15 protein-coding genes are annotated in these 17121 nt (G+C 59.9%); all 15 read right to left on the bottom strand.

From position 1 onward, the window contains the following. Positions 1–110 precede the first annotated feature (110 nt). The 15 genes from ftsZ to mraZ are packed head-to-tail and all read right to left on the bottom strand — an operon-like array spanning position 111 to position 16853. Positions 111–1304 (bottom strand): cell division protein FtsZ, encoded by a 1194-nt coding sequence (ftsZ, locus tag IEY47_RS18505; protein ID WP_188985442.1) that lies wholly within the window; start codon positions 1302–1304, stop codon positions 111–113. A 47-nt stretch (positions 1305–1351) separates the two neighbouring features. Then, positions 1352–2608 (bottom strand): cell division protein FtsA, encoded by a 1257-nt coding sequence (gene ftsA, locus IEY47_RS18510; RefSeq protein WP_188985444.1) that lies wholly within the window; start codon positions 2606–2608, stop codon positions 1352–1354. A gap of 18 nt (positions 2609–2626) precedes the next feature. Continuing rightward, positions 2627–3514, bottom strand: a complete 888-nt coding sequence (locus tag IEY47_RS18515; RefSeq protein WP_188985446.1) for a cell division protein FtsQ/DivIB — start codon at positions 3512–3514, stop codon at positions 2627–2629. A gap of 2 nt (positions 3515–3516) precedes the next feature. Further along, a complete protein-coding gene (locus IEY47_RS18520) occupies positions 3517–4455 on the bottom strand; it encodes a D-alanine--D-alanine ligase (protein ID WP_188985448.1) in 939 nt (312 codons plus the stop codon). Beyond that, positions 4452–5900 (bottom strand): UDP-N-acetylmuramate--L-alanine ligase, encoded by a 1449-nt coding sequence (gene murC / locus IEY47_RS18525; protein WP_188985450.1) that lies wholly within the window; start codon positions 5898–5900, stop codon positions 4452–4454. Before murC ends, IEY47_RS18520 begins: the two co-directional genes overlap by 4 nt. Then, on the bottom strand, positions 5893–6963 hold the full coding sequence (gene murG / locus IEY47_RS18530) for an undecaprenyldiphospho-muramoylpentapeptide beta-N-acetylglucosaminyltransferase (protein WP_188985452.1): 1071 nt from the start codon (positions 6961–6963) through the stop codon (positions 5893–5895). Before murG ends, murC begins: the two co-directional genes overlap by 8 nt. Further along, a complete protein-coding gene (gene ftsW / locus IEY47_RS18535; protein WP_188985454.1) occupies positions 6953–8176 on the bottom strand; it encodes a putative lipid II flippase FtsW in 1224 nt (407 codons plus the stop codon). The genes murG and ftsW overlap by 11 nt, the downstream gene beginning before the upstream one ends. Next, the gene (gene murD / locus IEY47_RS18540; protein WP_188985455.1) at positions 8176–9522 is read right to left on the bottom strand and encodes a UDP-N-acetylmuramoyl-L-alanine--D-glutamate ligase; all 1347 of its coding nucleotides are present in this window, start codon (positions 9520–9522) and stop codon (positions 8176–8178) included. Before murD ends, ftsW begins: the two co-directional genes overlap by 1 nt. A gap of 7 nt (positions 9523–9529) precedes the next feature. Next, positions 9530–10612: a phospho-N-acetylmuramoyl-pentapeptide-transferase gene (gene mraY, locus IEY47_RS18545; RefSeq protein ID WP_188985457.1), complete on the bottom strand. Its 1083-nt coding sequence runs from the start codon at positions 10610–10612 to the stop codon at positions 9530–9532. Position 10613: 1 nt separating this feature from the next. Beyond that, positions 10614–11978, bottom strand: coding sequence for a UDP-N-acetylmuramoyl-tripeptide--D-alanyl-D-alanine ligase (locus IEY47_RS18550; RefSeq protein ID WP_188985459.1), 1365 nt, complete (start codon positions 11976–11978; stop codon positions 10614–10616). Continuing rightward, the gene (locus IEY47_RS18555) at positions 11971–13434 is read right to left on the bottom strand and encodes a UDP-N-acetylmuramoyl-L-alanyl-D-glutamate--2,6-diaminopimelate ligase (protein WP_188985461.1); all 1464 of its coding nucleotides are present in this window, start codon (positions 13432–13434) and stop codon (positions 11971–11973) included. Before IEY47_RS18555 ends, IEY47_RS18550 begins: the two co-directional genes overlap by 8 nt. After that, positions 13434–15167 carry a peptidoglycan D,D-transpeptidase FtsI family protein gene (locus IEY47_RS18560; RefSeq protein ID WP_188985463.1) on the bottom strand — a complete coding sequence of 578 codons (1734 nt, stop codon included), beginning with the start codon at positions 15165–15167 and terminating at the stop codon, positions 13434–13436. Before IEY47_RS18560 ends, IEY47_RS18555 begins: the two co-directional genes overlap by 1 nt. Beyond that, positions 15164–15457: a cell division protein FtsL gene (ftsL, locus tag IEY47_RS18565; protein ID WP_188985465.1), complete on the bottom strand. Its 294-nt coding sequence runs from the start codon at positions 15455–15457 to the stop codon at positions 15164–15166. The genes IEY47_RS18560 and ftsL overlap by 4 nt, the downstream gene beginning before the upstream one ends. Beyond that, positions 15454–16401, bottom strand: a complete 948-nt coding sequence (gene rsmH, locus IEY47_RS18570) for a 16S rRNA (cytosine(1402)-N(4))-methyltransferase RsmH (protein ID WP_188985467.1) — start codon at positions 16399–16401, stop codon at positions 15454–15456. The genes ftsL and rsmH overlap by 4 nt, the downstream gene beginning before the upstream one ends. After that, positions 16398–16853 carry a division/cell wall cluster transcriptional repressor MraZ gene (mraZ, locus tag IEY47_RS18575; RefSeq protein ID WP_188985469.1) on the bottom strand — a complete coding sequence of 152 codons (456 nt, stop codon included), beginning with the start codon at positions 16851–16853 and terminating at the stop codon, positions 16398–16400. The genes rsmH and mraZ overlap by 4 nt, the downstream gene beginning before the upstream one ends. Positions 16854–17121 lie beyond the last annotated feature (268 nt).

The raw sequence follows: 17121 nt of genomic DNA on the forward strand, positions 1-17121 counted from the left end.
TAGTGAACCGCTTCCGCTAGTTGCGAGCTGTCATCAGCAAATTGGGCGGGATCATAGCAGATGCCCTGTTTGCTTAAAACCGATCGCAACCATACGGTCGATAGCCTCTATCAATCAGCCTGACGACGCAGGAAGGCTGGAATGTCCAGATAATCCAAGTCGTCGTGCGGATTCATCTTAGCCGCGGTCGCTGCACCCGAGTAATTCTGGCGCTGTACGGTGGGACGCTCGTAATCCTTGTAGTTGACGCTTTGCTCAGCACGCTCGGATTGCTGCTGTGGGGCGGCAGCGGCAATGGGTTGAGCTTGCTGAATGGTGTTATCGACAACCTTCACAGGCTTCTCGATACGCGCGCCCAGGCCCGTCGCAACGACCGTCACGTGAAGCTCGTCACGCATATCAGGATCGATCACGGTGCCGACTTTGACAGTTGCATGCTCGGAAGCGAACTGCTCGATGATGCTACCCACGTCGGAGTACTCGCCCAGGGACAGATCTGGACCTGCGGTGATGTTCACCAGGATGCCACGCGCGCCCTGCAGGTTGACGTCCTCGAGCAGAGGATTGCGGATCGCTTCCTCGGTGGCTTCACGCGCACGGTTCGGGCCGCTCGCGCAACCCGTACCCATCATCGCCATGCCCATTTCGCTCATCACGGTCTTAACGTCCGCGAAGTCGACGTTGATCATGCCCGGACGCTTGATGATGTCGGAGATACCGCGTACGGCACCTGAGAGTACGTCGTCGGCTTTGGAGAACGCTGCCAGCAGGCTGGCGTCTTTGCCGAGGATGGTCAGCAATTTCTCGTTCGGGATGGTGATCAGCGAGTCGACGCTCTCGGCCAACGAACGGATACCTTCGTCCGCGATGACCATGCGCTTACGGCCTTCGAACGGGAACGGACGAGTAACGACAGCGACCGTCAGGATGCCCATGTCCTTCGCCACTTCGGCAATGATCGGTGCGGCGCCAGTACCCGTGCCGCCGCCCATGCCCGTGGTGATGAACACCATGTCGGTGCCCTGCAGCACTTCTGCGATGCGGTCGCGATCTTCCATCGCGGCCTGTCGGCCCACTTCTGGATTCGCGCCTGCGCCCAGACCCTTGGTAACACCCGTACCCAATTGCAACACGGTACGCGCGGTGATGTTCTTCAGCGCTTGCGCGTCGGTGTTGGCGCAAATGAACTCGACGCCTTCGATGCCGCTCTTGGCCATGTGATTGACGGCGTTGCCGCCGCCACCGCCGACGCCGATGACTTTGATGACTGCGCTCTGTGGCACGTTATCTACCAGTTCAAACATTTTCCCTCTCCTCGAATATCTTCTAGTTGGTTTCGCCTACCGCACTACTAAAAATTACCCTGCACCCAACGCTTGATGCGCTCGATCACGGGAACCTTGCTTTCCTCGCTGGAGCTGCTGTAGCTGTTGTAGCCACTCAGGCCACTACCTTCGGCCGGCTTACGCATTCCATAGAGCAGCAGGCCTACGCCTGTGGAATAGATAGGGTTGCGCACGACATCGGTCAGCCCCTTGACCGTCTGTGGCATACCCAGTCGAACGGGCATATGGAAGATTTCCTCCGCCAATTCGACCGCGCCTTCCATTTTGGAGGTACCACCGGTCAACACGATGCCGGCCGGTACCAGGTCTTCGTAGCCGCTGCGACGCAGTTCGGCTTGCACCAATGTGAAAAGCTCGTCGTACCGAGGTTCCACGACCTCAGCCAACGCCTGGCGCGACAGTTCGCGCGGCGGACGATCACCCACACTGGGCACTTTGATGGTTTCACCGGCGCCGGCCAGTTTGGCCAGGGCGCAGGCATAACGAATCTTGATTTCTTCGGCGTACTGGGTCGGCGTGCGCAAGGCCATGGCGATATCGTTGGTCACCTGATCGCCTGCGATCGGGATCACGGCCGTATGCCGGATAGCACCTTCGGTGAACACGCAGATATCGGTCGTGCCGCCGCCGATATCGACGAGGCAAACACCCAATTCCTTCTCGTCATCAGTCAGCACGGCATAGGCCGAAGCCAGCTGCTCGAGGATGATGTCATCGACTTCCAGATCGCAACGGCGAACACATTTCTCGATGTTTTGCGCCGCGTTCACTGCGCACGTCACCACATGTACCTTCGCTTCCAGGCGTACACCCGACATGCCCAGCGGCTCGCGTACGCCTTCCTGGTTGTCGATGACATAGTCCTGGGGGAGCGTATGCAACACCCGCTGGTCGGCAGGGATTGCCACTGCCTGGGCGGCATCCAACACGCGCTCCAAATCGGCGCCGCTCACTTCGCGATCGCGGATTGCAACGATACCGTGGCTGTTGAGGCTACGAATGTGATTGCCTGCTACGCCTACGAAAGCGGAGTGGATCCGGCAGCCCGCCATCAACTGTGCTTCTTCCACCGCCCGCTGGATCGACTGAACGGTGGATTCAATATTGACCACCACACCCTTCTTCAGGCCACGCGACGGGTGCGTACCGATCCCGACGATTTCCAATTGGCCGTCAGCGGAAATCTCGCCCACCAGTGCGACCACCTTTGAGGTGCCGATATCCAGCCCGACGATCATCTTGCCGCTTTGTGTGGTTGCCATAATCCGCGGAGTCTCCTGTTATTGCATCGCGACGGATTTTTCCGTCGTTCCGGGTGCTGCTGTATCTGGAGCCGGCTCGCGCCACGCGACGGCCAAGCCGTTGGCGTAACGCAAGTCGACACTTTTGACGTTGGCTATTTGTTCCTTCAGTGCCTGATCATGAATGGCAATGAAGCGACGTACTTTTTCGACGATACGATCACGCCCCAGCAACAGCTCGAAACCAGGTCCGCGCTCATTTGGCGCGGTGGTCAGGAACCAACTGCCGCGGTCGCGCAATTCCAGACCGGCGATCGAGAAACCCTGCGGTCGCAGCAACTGGCTCAGCACCTGATATTGCTGCATGACCCGCTGGTGAGCCCGCTGAGGGCCATTGAGCAGTGGCAGATTTCCGTAGTGCGAGAGGTCGCGTGGAGTGAACGCCTGGCCCTGATTGTTCAGCAGCGAGTCGCTCCCCCAGCGCGCGATGGGCATTTGCTCTTCGAGACGCACCACAACCTGATCGGGCCAAACGCGACGCACTTCCGCGTGCGCAATCCACGGCATGTCCTCCAGCTCTTCACGCATACCGGCGAGATCGACCGAGAAGAAGTTCGCAGTCACGAACGAACCAATACGCTGCTCGATCGCTTGACGGCTGATGTAGCTCATATCGCCTTCGATCGCGACGTGGGCGATCGGACGGTCGGCGTATGGCATCACACGCTGTGCCAGTTCATAGCTGCCGAAGCCCAGTCCAATCAACAGGAAAGGCCAGCTCAGGCGCTTGAAAAGCGACAAACTCGGTTTGGGCAGACGCTCGGAGAGCGGCGGCTTGACCACCATGCGGCTCGCCCCGCGCTGGGGCGCCTTACGGGGTGCCGGACGCCCAAAACCAGGCTGGGTATGACGGATGCTTGGAAACATGATCAACCCTCCGCCTCGACGCTGTCCGTAAGAATCGCCAGCACCAGCTGTGGAAACTCGATACCCGCGGCACGCGCCGCCATCGGTACCAAGCTGTGGTCGGTCATGCCAGGTGCCGTATTCACCTCTAACAACCAGAACGCCCCGTGTGCATCCTGCATCACATCGACCCGACCCCAGCCGCGGACACCCACGGCATCGCATGCACGCGTGCACAACGACTTGAGCTCGGATTCCTTGGCTTCATCAAGGCCGCAAGGAATACGGTATTGGGTATCGGATGCGAGGTACTTGGCATCGTAGTCGTAGAAAATATGGGGGGTGCCTAGCGCGATAGGGGGCAGCATTTCGCCGCGCAACATCGAGACGGTGAACTCAGGGCCCTGAATCCATTGTTCAACAAGGACCTGGGAGTCGTAACTGCGGGCGGCTTGCCAAGCGCCGATCAATTCATCGACGTCATTCACCTTGGCCATGCCGATACTTGAACCTTCATGCGCGGGTTTGACGATCAGCGGAAAGCCCAGTTCCGTTGCAGCCGACCGGCAGTCGGATTCCGTCGAAAGCACAGCGTGGCGTGGCGTCGGGATTCCCATGCTCGCCCACACCTGCTTGGTCCGCAGCTTGTCCATTGCAAGCGCCGAGGCAAGCACTCCGCTGCCGGTGTAGGGAATGCCGGCACATTCCAGCAAGCCTTGCAACGTACCGTCTTCACCGCCGCGCCCGTGGAGAACAATGAACGCGTGATCAATGCGTTCGGCGGTGAGCTGAGCGACTACATTCGTACCGACGTCGATACCAAATGCATCGACACCCGCCGCCTGCAACGATTCGAGAACCATCGCGCCCGAGTTGAGCGAGACTTCGCGCTCAGCACTCGTGCCGCCATAAAGCACCGCTACTCGGCCAAAGGCTTTCGGGTCCATGTTCGGTTTCATCATTCGGCCCTCCGGCCAACGGCGAACAGCGGGCTCTGGATGAGCTGCGGGGCAATTCCCCCGACATCACCGGCGCCCTGGCAAAGCAGGATGTCACCTGCGCGTAAAAGCGGTTTCAACAACGGCGCCAATTCCTTGCCCCGCTCTACATAGATGGGATCAAGACGGCCGCGCTGGCGAATGCTGTGGCACAGGTTGCGACTGTCGGCACCAGGAATAGGCTCTTCGCCCGCCGGATAGACTTCCAGCAGGAAAAGCACATTGGCGTCTGCCAACACCTGTACGAAATCTTCGTAGAGATCGCGCGTACGACTGAAGCGGTGGGGTTGATAGACCATCACCAAGCGGCGCTCGGGCCAACCACCCCGGACGGCCTTGATCACCGCCGCGACTTCACGCGGGTGATGGCCATAGTCGTCCACCAGCATCACGTTGCCGCCGTCGACCGGCAGCTCGCCGTAGACCTGGAAGCGGCGCCCAACACCTTGAAAGCCCGACAGCCCCTGCAGGATAGCGTCGTCTTCGATGCCTTCGTCCGTGGCGATGGCGATGGTAGCCAGCGCGTTGAGGACATTGTGATTGCCCGGCATGTTGACGGAAACCGCCAGCGGCTCCATGCCTTTACGCAGCACGGTGAAATGCGTGCGCATGCCTTCCTGACGCACGTCGACTGCACGAACATCCGCGCTATCACTGAACCCGTAGGTCAGCACCGGGCGACTGACCTGAGGCAGGATTTCAGCCACGACCGGGTCGTCGATACACATCACCGCCAAGCCGTAGAACGGCAGGTTATGCAGGAACTCCAGGAACGTCTTCTTCAGCTTGCTGAAGTCGCCGCCGTAAGTGCTCATGTGGTCGGCGTCGATGTTGGTCACGACTGCAACCATGGGCTGAAGATGCAGGAAGCTGGCGTCACTTTCGTCCGCTTCGGCGATAAGAAAGCGACTTCCGCCCAATTGTGCGTTCGTACCGGCAGCGTTCAACCGACCGCCAATTACAAATGTCGGATCGAGGCCAGCAGCGGCAAAAACCGACGCTAGCAGGCTCGTGGTCGTGGTCTTGCCATGCGTGCCGGCAACCGCGATACCGTGGCGATAGCGCATCAGCTCAGCGAGCATTTCCGCGCGACGCACGACCGGGATGCGGTTTTCCAGAGCGAAGGCGACTTCCGGATTCGATGTATTGACGGCGCTGGAGACGACTAGAACGTCGGTTCCATGCGCATTTTCGGCCCGATGGCCAATCGCGACGTTGGCACCGAAGCTCACTAGGCGCTCGGTCACCGGGGACGATTTGAGGTCCGACCCCGTGACTTCGTAGCCGAGATTGAGCAATACCTCGGCGATGCCGCACATGCCGGCCCCGCCAATGCCGACGAAGTGGATACGACGAATCTGCCGCATGCGGCGAACCTCTGCCTGAACCGCCGCTGGAGACTTAACCATGGGCAACCTCCAGGCAGATGTCGACGACGTGGCGGGTCGCCGCAGGTTTGGCGAGGCCGCGCGCAATGGCGCCCATGGCCTCTAATTTTTCGGGATGCATCAAAACCTCTTTCAACCGCGACGCCAGCATGGCGGCATCGGTACTTGCTTGTGGCAACAGAACGGCAGCGCCTTCCTTCGCCAGGAACTCAGCATTCAATCGCTGGTGGTCGTCGATCGCATGCGGCAGCGGAACTAGGAAAGCCGGGAGACCCGCCGCAGCCAACTCGCTGACGGTAAGCGCACCGGAACGACAAACCACGAGATCCGCCCAGGCATAAGCCGCCGCCATGTCACTAATGAACGGTTCCACGCGGGCCTCTACGCTTGCCTCTGCATAGCGCTCCCGCGTGATATCCGCGTGAGCCTTGCCTGCCTGATGGAATACTTCGGGCCGGAACTCGACGTCGATCGCAGCCAATGCACTCGGCACGAGTTTGTTCAAAGGCTCGGCGCCCAAGCTTCCGCCCATGATCAACAAGCGCGGCCGACGAGCGGCAAGTGGTGCGCGAGCGTCCTGCTGGAACAATTCTTCACGCACGGGGTTTCCCGTCGTACGGCGTTTTTTCGAGTCTGGGAAGGTATCTGGGAACGCTTCGCAGACCCGCGCGGCAAGCGGAGCCAAGCTACGGTTCGCCGTGCCCGCGACTGCATTTTGTTCGTGAATGATCAACGGCACTCCGGCGAGACGCGCGGCCAATCCACCCGGGCCGGTCACATAGCCGCCCATACCCAGTACACAGCTTGGTTTGAGCTGCCGAACCACCTTCCGCGCTTGGAACAACGATTTAACGAGCTGGAAAGGCGCCTTGAGTAACGACAGCTTACTCTTTCCGCGCAGGCCGCTTACCTGGATAAGGTGCAGGGGTAGACCGGCGTTGGGAACCAGCTCGTTCTCGATGCCACGCGGGGTTCCAAGCCAATGCACCGAGTAGCCGCGCGCCTGGAATTCACGCGCGCAGGCCAACGCCGGGAACACGTGTCCGCCTGTGCCGCCTGCCATGATGAGCACGTTACCGGGCATGCTGGACACCCTCCACGCGCTCGTCAGGGAAGTCGTCTTCGGCGAACTCAAAATCTTCGCTACCTAACTGATAGCGCGTTTCCCACTCGATCCGCAGCAGCAGCGCCATGCTGACGCAGCAGATGACCAAAGAGCTGCCGCCGTAGCTCAGGAACGGCAGGGTCAGACCCTTGGTTGGCAGCAAGCCTACATTCACACCGATGTTGATCAGGAACTGCCCAATCCAGAGGAACGACAAGCCATACGCCGCATAAGCCGCGTAAAACTGCTTGGCCCGTTCCGCTTTCAGCCCAATGAACAAGCCGCGTATACAAACGAATGCAAACAGCGCGACCGTGGCCAGCGAACCTATTGCGCCCAGCTCCTCGGCCAAGACTGAAAACACGAAGTCAGTATGTGCTTCGGGAAGGTAGAACTGCTTCTGAATGCTGTTACCCAGGCCGACGCCAAACCACTCGCCGCGACCGAACGCGATCAGCGCCTGGGTTAGCTGATAGCCCGAGCCATACTGATCTGCCCAAGGATCGGTGAAGGTGATCAAGCGTTGCAGCCGGTACTGCTGCGTCTGTACCAGAACGAACACCGCACCCACGGCAAGAATCACCATCAGCCCGAAGCGGAAGATCCCGACCCCGCCGAGGAACAGCATCGCCGCCGCCGCACCCATCATGACGACCGTCGCGCCGAAGTCGGGCTCGAGCAGCAGCAGAAAAGCCATGGGCATCAGTACGATGAACGGCTTGAAGAAACCGGCCCAGCTTTCGCGCACTTCGGCCTGACGGCGAACGAGATACCCGGCTAGATAGAGCACGACGAACACTTTCGCGATCTCGGATGGCTGCACGTTGAACAGGCCAAAGCCCATCCAGCGCATCGATCCATTCACTTCACGGCCGATCCCAGGAATCAAAACCGCCGCCAGCAGAACGAACGACGCGATCAACAACCATCCGCCGAGGCGCTGCCATGTTGCGAGCGGGACAAGTAGCGCGCAAACAAAACCGACCATGCCAATGGCGATGTAAACCAGATGGCGAATCATGTGATAAAGCGGATTGCCGGTATTGACCGCTGCGACTTCCGAGGAGGCCGACGCAATCATGACCAGTCCAAGTCCCAGCAGGGCGAGACAACCGGCCAGGAACGGGAAATCGAAATCGATTCCACGACGGCTGAACAGCGGTGATGGCGCGGAACGCAGGGCCTGTAACATCAGTGCAATGCCTCCACTGCGGCCGCAAACATGCGCCCGCGCTCTTCAAAGTTTTTGAACATGTCGAAGCTCGCGCAGGCGGGAGACAGCAACACCGCATCGCCGGCTCTAGCCAACTTTGCGGCGCAGGCTACGGCCTCGTCCATGTTGCTCGCCCGCACTGCCGGGGTGGCCGGATCCAGCGCAGCGGCCAAATGTTCCGCATCACGCCCCATCAACACGACCGCCCGGCAATGCTCGGTAACCGGCGCACGAAGCGAACCGAAGTCGGCGCCCTTGCCGTCGCCACCGGCGATGAGCACGAGCTCACCTGCGATGTCAGCCCCGAGACCGTTGATTGCTGCCAGCGCCGCGCCGACGTTGGTGGCCTTGGAATCGTTGTAATAAGTGACGCCGAGATGTTCGCGTACCCATTCGCAGCGATGAGGAAGCCCGTTGAATGTCTTCAATGCTTCACACATAGCGTCCATTGGCAGTCCCACCGCATGACCTAATGCCAGCGCGGCCAGCGCATTTGCCTGGTTGTGCGCGCCACGCGTTTTTAATGCGGTGACTGGCAGTAACGGCTCGAACTGAAACGCGAGATGCGCTTCGCCAGCGACATCCATAAGCCCGAAGCCTTTGAAATCCGGCTTGTTCAGCCCAAATGTCCAACACGGCACGTCGTCCGCGACCAAGGGCCGGGACAGCGCATCCTGGCGATTCACGACGACCTGACGCGCACCCATGAAAATACGGTGTTTCGCGAGGTGATATGCCTGCAGATTGGCATAACGATCCATGTGGTCTTCGCTAATGTTCAGCACGGTAGCGACTTCGGCATTGAGCCGACCGGTCGTTTCGAGTTGGAAGCTGGACAGCTCGATCACGTAAAGCTCGACATCGTCGGCCAATAGATCCAATGCCGGGGTTCCGAGGTTTCCGCCAACTGCGACGCGTTTGCCAGCCAACCGCGCCATCTCGCCCACGAGCGTCGTCACAGTACTTTTCGCATTGGAGCCGGTGATGGCAACGATGGGCGCCTTGGCGACCCGGGCGAACAACTCGATGTCTCCAGACAGCGTTACGCCTCGCGAGGCGGCTTCTTGCAGCGCTGGTGTCGCGAGCGCGATGCCAGGGCTGACCAGCAACTCTCCGGCGCGGCACAGGTAATCCGCGTCGAGTTCTCCGCAGCGAACGTCCACCGTGGGATACGCTTCACGCAAGGCAGCCAGTTCCGGCGGATTCTCGCGCGTATCGACCACAGCAAACGGAACGCCCAGGCGCGCTAGATAGCGAACCAGGGACATGCCGCTCTTGCCGAGGCCGACAACGATGCGGAATTGGTCGGAAGCGATCAGGCTCATGAGTTCCTCAACGCAGCTTTAACGTAGCAAGGCCAACCAACACGAGGATCACCGTGATGATCCAGAAACGCACGATCACGCGCGGTTCGGGCCAGCCTTTGAGTTCGAAATGGTGGTGGATCGGCGCCATGCGGAACACGCGCTTACCCGTCAGCTTGAACGACGCGACTTGAATGATCACCGACAGGGTCTCAACGACGAAGATGCCACCCATGATGAACAGCACGACCTCCTGACGAACGATGACCGCAATGGTCCCCAACGCGGCGCCAAGTGCCAGCGCACCCACATCGCCCATGAAGACTTGCGCGGGATAGGTGTTGAACCAGAGAAAGCCAAGGCCTGCCCCGATAAGCGCGCCACAGAAAATAATGAGCTCACCGGCACCCGGTACATAGGGAATCAGCAGGTATTGCGAGAAATTGGCGTTACCGGAGAGGTAGCAGAAGATGCCTAGCCCGCCGCCCACCATGACCGTCGGCATAATGGCCAAGCCATCCAGGCCATCCGTCAGGTTGACCGCGTTGCTCGAGCCCACGATGACAAAGTAGGTCAGCACGATGAAGCCGATGCCCAGCGGAATCTCGATCGTCTTGATCAAGGGCAGGATCAACGTCGTCTCCACCGGCGTCTTGGCCGTGGCAAACAAGAAGATCGCCGCGCCCAGCCCGAATACCGATTGCCAGAAGTACTTCCAACGGCTTGGCAGGCCCCGCGAATTCTTCTCGATCACTTTGCGATAGTCGTCTACCCAGCCGATGGCGCCGAAAAGCAAGGTGACGAGCAACACGACCCAGACGTAGCGGTTGGAGAGGTCCGCCCACAACAAAGTTGCGATCGCGATGGAGGTCAGGATCAGCGCGCCGCCCATAGTCGGCGTGCCTTTCTTGGACAGGTGAGATTGCGGGCCATCGTTACGAACCGATTGGCCAATCTGGCGCATCTGCAGGGTCCGGATCATCCAAGGGCCAAGCCAGAGCGACAGCGATAGTGCGGTGAGGACACCGAGAATTCCGCGCAGCGTCAGGTACTGGAAAACTCCGAATCCGGTATGAAAGCGTTGCAGGAATTCCGCCAGCAGCAGCAGCATCTTAGTGTTTCTCCTCGGCGGTACCGCACAACGACACCACGACGTTTTCCATCGCCGCGCTGCGTGAACCCTTGATCAATATTGTGGTGCTCGGCGCCTGCTCACGTAGGATGTCGGCGATCAGCGCTGCCTGGTCCGGGTAATGACGGCCGCCTTGACCGAACGCCTCTACCGCGTGAGCCATCAACGGCCCGACTGCGTAGAGCGCGTCGACCTTGCCGACGGCATAGGCGCCGACATCCTTGTGAGATTGCTGCGCCCAGCCACCCAACTCGCCCATGTCGCCCAGCGCCAGCACACGACGCCCCGCAAATCCAGCGACGATGTCGATCGCCGCGCGAACTGAAGCTGGGTTCGCGTTATAGGAATCGTCGATAACCCGCAGCCCACTTGAAGTAATGCGGGCAACGGCACGCCCTTTGACCGGTTGTAGCGCCTGAAGCCCGGCGACGATGTCCGCGAGGGACGCGCCGAGCACATGTGCCGCTGCGGCCGCCGCGAGGGCGTTGCAAACGTTGTGCGCGCCCAATAGGTTGAGCTGGACGAACGCCTCGCCAGCGGGACCTTTGAGTCGAAAGCAAGGGCAACCGCGGTCGTCACGGGTAAGGTCCGACGCGCGGAAATCAGCGGACTCGCTCAGGCCGAAGCTGACTACGTTACGCCCGCCAGCGCGCTCGACCCAAATGCCAAACGCTTTGTCGTCTTTATTCAGCACTGCCGTGCCGTTTGCCGGCAGACCATCGATGATTTCGCCCTTCGCCTTGACGATGTTATCCGGCCCGCCGAACTCACCCACATGCGCCGTACCGGCGTTGTTCAGGATGGAAACGTGCGGACGTGCCAGGCTCGCGGTGTACGCGATCTCGCCAAGTCCGCTCGCACCAAGCTCGATCACCGCGCTGGCATGTGCACTCGCAATCTCGAGCAGCGTGAGCGGCACGCCGAGCTCGTTGTTGAGGTTGCCGCGCGTGGCCAAAACGGGGCCGAAGCAGAACAGGATGCTGGCCAGCATCTCCTTGACCGTTGTCTTGCCACTCGAGCCGGTTATCGCAACAACGTGGCCGTTGAACGCCTGCCGGTTCAAAGCGCCCAACTGGCCCAATGCTTTACGTGTGTCGGCGACGACCAGCTGTGGAATAGACGCTGCCACGCTTTCCCGCTCGACAAGTGCCGCAACGGCGCCTTTGGCCGCGACGTCGGATAGGTAATCGTGACCATCGAAACGTGGCCCGGTGAGTGCTACGAAGAGATCACCCTTGGCAATACGGCGGCTGTCTATTGATACGCTGCTGAACGGCGCATCCGAACCTACGAGGCGCCCACCGAGAGCCGCAGCAACCGTTGCAAGACTCAACGCTTCAATCATGGCGAGCCTCCCATGCGTCGAGCGCAGAAGTCGCTATGTCTATATCCGAGAAGGGTTGCCGAACGCCTTGGATTTCCTGGTAGTCCTCGTGCCCTTTGCCGGCCAGCAGCAGCACATCATCGACGCCCAGCTGCGCGATGCGCGCAGCGATCGCATCCCCTCTGCCGTGCTGGAACCGAGCTCGCTCGACGTCCCTCAGCCCGCCACGAATGTCATCGAATATGGCGGACGGCTGCTCGGTACGCGGATTGTCGTCGGTCACCAACACGTGGTCGGACAGACGCTCCGCGATCGCCGCCATCAGCGGACGCTTGCCACGATCGCGATCGCCGCCACAGCCGAAAAGGCAATGCAACTGGCCGCGAACATGGGGCCGAAGGGCTTCAAGGACCTTTTCCAACGCGTCGGGCGTGTGAGCATAGTCCACAACGACCAAAGGACGCAGACCACCGCCGACCCGTTGCATCCGCCCGGCCGGCCCTTGGAGTGCGGGCATGACCTTGAGAATTTCGTCCAGCGGATAATCGAGGGCGATCAGCGCAGCGACAACGGCAAGTAAATTGCTGAGGTTGAAGCGCCCAATCAAGGCACTACGCAATAGGCCTTCGCCCTGAGGCGTAACCAGGTGAGCGCGAACCCCGGTATCGTCGAAGTCGGCGCGTGGACAGTGAACGGCCGCTGCGGAATCGGAAAGGCTATACGTGACGAGTCGCGAGTCGCGTTTCTTTGCCGCAAGCGAAGCGCCGAAGCTATCGTCGATATTGATCACGCGAGCGCGCAGGCTTGGCCAGTCGAACAGCTTCGCTTTAGCGTCACCGTACGCGTCCATCGTCTCGTGATAGTCGAGGTGGTCGCGCGAAAGATTAGTAAAGATGGCGATCTTGAAATCAAGCGCTGCCACACGCCCCTGGTCGAGCCCGTGAGAGGACACTTCCATGGCCACGGTATGCGCACCGGCCTTTTTCAAGCGCCCTAGCGATGCTTGAACGGAAAGCGCATCCGGTGTGGTGTGACGGCCGCTTTCCAGTGCACCGAAAAACCCGTGTCCGAGTGTGCCAACGATGCCGCAACGTTCGCCTAGCGCATCGAGCGCTTGGGCCAACAGGTGCGTCACACTGGTTTTTCCATTGGTACCCGTGACGCCAACCAACCGTACGCCGCGACTTGGCTCGCCGTAGAAGCGGCCTGCGATGGCCGACAACTGCTGTGAAAGGCCCACGACCGGAATCATCGGCACCGCTTGCTGCGGGCTTATCTCCGCACCACCCGCTTCATAAGCTACCGCAGCCGCACCACGGGAAATCGCGTCCGCAATATGCGCGCGCCCATCCTGACTGAAGCCCGGCACGGCGAGGAACAGGTCGCCCGGCCGAACGGTTCGGCTGTCCAGGGTGAGCTCCCGGATCAACTCGCCGCTTTGCGCTTGGGTCAGCAATTGATTCAAAGGCATCGGCATTAGCTGCGTCCCCCCTTGGCTGCTTTGCTGTCGGCGGTCTGCTGCTGAGGCTCAGGAAGGTTATCGGGTGCAACATTCAGTAAGCGCAGCGCGCCAGCCATTACCCGACCAAAGACAGGCGCAGAGACCAGGCCACCGTAATAGCCACTTTTGCTAGGCTCATCGATCACGACCGCCACGGCGATGCGCGGGTCCTTCATCGGACCAAAGCCTGCGAACAGCGAGCGATAGGAGTTTTCCGCGTAACCGCGCGAATCGGTGGAGGTCTTTCGCGCCGTACCACTTTTCCCCGCCACGTGATAGCCAGGCACCTGTGCCCGGTAGACGCCACCCGGCGCCTCGACCACCTGTTGCAACATGCCTTGCATCGTTTTGGCGATGTTTTCAGGAATGACCTGCGCGCCCTCAGGCACGTTATCCACGCGGGTCATAGACAGCGGGACGATTTTGCCGTTGTTGGCGAAAACCGAGTACGCATGCACCAGCTGCACAGCGGTCACGGAGAGTCCGTAGCCGTAGGAAAGCGTTGCGGTTTCCGCTTTGCGCCACTCGCGGTAGTTCGGCAGGTTGCCAACGCGCTCACCTGGGAAGCCGAGCCCCGTATCGCGTCCCAACCCCACTTGATGCATGACATTAAAGATGGATTGGCCGCCAATATCGAAGGCGACCTTACTCATGCCGACGTTACTCGACTTGATAAGAATGCCGGTCAGGTCCAGATCGCGACCTTCGGAGCGCGAAACGTCCTTGATGGTATAGCGTCCGATACGCAACGAACCTGGCCATACCTCTACCTTGTCCTCCGGCTTCCAGCGACCGGACTCTAGCGCGGCAGTCATCGAGAACGGCTTCATCGTCGAGCCCGGCTCGAACACGTCGATCATGGCGCGGTTGCGCATCGCGGACGGTTGCAGATTTCGCCGATTGTTCGGGTTGTAGCTCGGCTGATTGACCATGGCGAGGATTTCGCCGGTCTTTACATCAACCATCACCAGGCTGCCCGCCTTCGCGCCGAACTCAGTGATTGCGTTACGCAACTCGCGATGAGCGAGGTACTGCAAGCGCAGGTCCAGAGACAGTGCCAGCGTCTTTCCAGGCTTGGCGTTCTGTGAGACCTGAACCGCCTTGATCAGGCGTCCACGGCGATCCTTGAGGACCTGACGCTTACCTGGAACACCGGACAGCCAATCGTTGAACGCAAGCTCGAGGCCTTCACGCCCGTGATCATCGATATCGGTAAAGCCCAGGACGTGCGCGGTGACGTCCGCGGCCGGGTAAAAACGACGAAACTCCTCTTGGGAATAAACGCCAGGCACTTTGAGATCCAGTACTTGCTCGCCCTTTTCCGGAGTGAGGCCACGGACCAAATACATGAATTCGCGATCCGAGCTTTGCGCGAGACGTTCACTGAGGGCTTTGGGGTCTTGCCCCAACGCACTGGCCAACTCTCCCCAGCGATCGCGGGCGCCAGCCAGCTCCTTACCATTCGCCCACAAGGTGACGACAGGGGTGCTTACCGCGAGTGGCTCACCGTTCCTATCGCTGATCAATCCACGGTGAGCAGGAATAGGAATATGACGAACGCTTCGCGCATCGCCATGCGCTTGCAGGAAGTCGTGATCGAGCACCTGGAGCGTGACGATACGCCAGGCTATCGCCCCGACCATGATGGCCAGCAGCCCGAGCACGACCTGGAACCGCCATGGGATCAGACTGAAATTAATCTTTTTCATGGCGCCACCAACTTAATGTCAGTGGCCGCGGGTACGTGCATGTTCAGCTTTTCGTTCGCCAGCATTTCGATGCGGTTGTGCGCGGTCCAGGTACTCTGCTCGAGGACGAGACGACCCCATTCGGCCTGCACTTTGTCACGGGCGCTCATTTCGGAATAAAGGTTGTTAAGCAGTTGGCGATTCCAGTGCGCGCAGTACGAAACACCAAGCGCCGATACCAGCACGCAAAGAAAAAGCACAGCGATGAGCAGGCCGCCCTTAGGCATCGCTTTACCCTGAGCGCGACTCATCGGACTTTCTCCGCAACACGCATCACGGCGCTGCGCGCACGCGGGTTGGCGCGCACTTCGGCGTCGGAGGCATAAACAGGCTTGCCCAGCAATTTCAGCCGTGGCTCGAACGCGACGGGGCGGATAGGCAGGTCGCGCGGCAGCGTGTCCGCTTCGCCCTTGGCGTGGCGGCGCATGAACTGTTTGACGATGCGATCTTCAAGCGAATGGAAACTGATGACGACCAGACGTCCACCTACGGCAAGCACCTCGAGCGCAGCGTCCAGCCCCTGTTCCAGGTCGGCAAGCTCACTGTTCAGGTGAATGCGCATACCTTGGAAAGCACGGGTCGCCGGATTCTTGCCTTTCTCCCATGCAGGATTGGCCTCTGCCAGAACGGCGGCAAGATCGGCGGTACGCTCGAACGGGCGTTCCTGCCGGCGCGCAACGACTGCCTTCGCCATTCGCTTGGCGAAACGCTCTTCGCCATAGTCACGGAACACCCGTGCGATTTCCGCTTCAGGTGCTTCCGCGATCCATTGTGTGGCGCTCACGCCGACAGCAGGATTCATCCGCATGTCGAGGGGACCATCATGGAGAAAGCTGAAACCGCGTTCAGGGTCGTCGAGTTGTGGCGATGAAACGCCTAAATCCAACAAGACACCATTCACGCGCCCTTCCAGCCCCTGTGCAGACGCCTCCGCCCCAAGCTCGCCGAAGCTGCGCTGCACAACGACGAAGCGGCCGTCCTCGGCCGCTAGCGTTTGTCCTGTTTCGATCGCCCTCGGATCCTTGTCGAATCCGAGCAATCGGCCTGATTCTCCTAGCAACCCCAGTATCCGGCGGCTATGCCCGCCTCTACCGAAGGTCCCATCCAGATAGCGACCATCCGGACGCACATCGAGCGCCGCGACGGCTTCGTCGAGGAGCACGGTGATATGTAGGTAGTCGCTATGAGTGTTCACAGAATCAGATCACGTAGTTCTTCCGGCAAACCGCCGGGTTCTTTAATAGCTGCAAGGTCCGCTTCAGCAACGGCGTTCCATGCATCCTCGTCCCACAGTTGAAACTTGTTCAGCTGGCCCACCAGCATCGCCCGCTTTTCGAGCTTGGCGTAATCACGCAAACGTGGCGGAACCAGAAATCGACCACTGCCATCGAGCTCAAGATCGACCGCGTTGCCGATCAAGAGGCGTTGAAGGCGGCGAGACTCTTCACGTAGCGAGGGCAGCTCTCGAAGCTTGGCCTCGATGAGTTCCCATTCCGGCAGTGGATACACACATAAGCAGGGATCGACGGCATCAATGGTCACGATGAGCTGGCCACTGCAACGCGAAACGAGCTCGTCACGAAACCTGCTCGGCATCGCGAGGCGCCCTTTGGCATCGAGATTGATGGCGTTCGCTCCGCGAAACACGTGACTCCCCTGAATCGCTTAAATGTGCACTTAGAAACCCACTTTGTGCCACTTCCTACCACTTCGGCACACTATAGGAATCCCAGCCCCCCACCGTCAAGGTGGCACGAAGGCTAAAAACTCCTTGCCGGACCGAGCTTTAGCGGCATTCCAAAGATAAACAGAGGGGTATTCGCAGGTCGCGAATAGTAGAAAAGGGAGAAAAATCAAACAGGTAAGAACAGCACTTAAAGCTGTTTCTTAAGAGAAAGACTTTTTCGGTCTTAAA

Origin of the sequence: Pseudomonas matsuisoli, from assembly GCF_014647635.1 — a bacterium.
In the GTDB taxonomy this organism is placed as follows: Bacteria; Pseudomonadota; Gammaproteobacteria; order Pseudomonadales; family Pseudomonadaceae; genus Pseudomonas_P; species Pseudomonas_P matsuisoli.

What these genes read in the sequence shown, in the direction of transcription:
- IEY47_RS18560 (WP_188985463.1), bottom strand. Translation starts at nt 15,167, where the DNA reads ATGAAAAAGATTAATTTCAGTCTGATCCCATGGCGGTTCCAGGTCGTG.
- IEY47_RS18550 (WP_188985459.1), bottom strand. Translation starts at nt 11,978, where the DNA reads ATGATTGAAGCGTTGAGTCTTGCAACGGTTGCTGCGGCTCTCGGTGGG.
- IEY47_RS18515 (WP_188985446.1), bottom strand. Translation starts at nt 3,514, where the DNA reads ATGTTTCCAAGCATCCGTCATACCCAGCCTGGTTTTGGGCGTCCGGCA.
- ftsL (WP_188985465.1), bottom strand. Translation starts at nt 15,457, where the DNA reads ATGAGTCGCGCTCAGGGTAAAGCGATGCCTAAGGGCGGCCTGCTCATC.
- murG (WP_188985452.1), bottom strand. Translation starts at nt 6,963, where the DNA reads ATGCCCGGTAACGTGCTCATCATGGCAGGCGGCACAGGCGGACACGTG.
- ftsA (WP_188985444.1), bottom strand. Translation starts at nt 2,608, where the DNA reads ATGGCAACCACACAAAGCGGCAAGATGATCGTCGGGCTGGATATCGGC.
- ftsZ (WP_188985442.1), bottom strand. Translation starts at nt 1,304, where the DNA reads ATGTTTGAACTGGTAGATAACGTGCCACAGAGCGCAGTCATCAAAGTC.
- IEY47_RS18555 (WP_188985461.1), bottom strand. Translation starts at nt 13,434, where the DNA reads ATGCCGATGCCTTTGAATCAATTGCTGACCCAAGCGCAAAGCGGCGAG.
- murD (WP_188985455.1), bottom strand. Translation starts at nt 9,522, where the DNA reads ATGAGCCTGATCGCTTCCGACCAATTCCGCATCGTTGTCGGCCTCGGC.
- murC (WP_188985450.1), bottom strand. Translation starts at nt 5,900, where the DNA reads ATGGTTAAGTCTCCAGCGGCGGTTCAGGCAGAGGTTCGCCGCATGCGG.
- ftsW (WP_188985454.1), bottom strand. Translation starts at nt 8,176, where the DNA reads ATGTTACAGGCCCTGCGTTCCGCGCCATCACCGCTGTTCAGCCGTCGT.
- IEY47_RS18520 (WP_188985448.1), bottom strand. Translation starts at nt 4,455, where the DNA reads ATGATGAAACCGAACATGGACCCGAAAGCCTTTGGCCGAGTAGCGGTG.
- mraY (WP_188985457.1), bottom strand. Translation starts at nt 10,612, where the DNA reads ATGCTGCTGCTGCTGGCGGAATTCCTGCAACGCTTTCATACCGGATTC.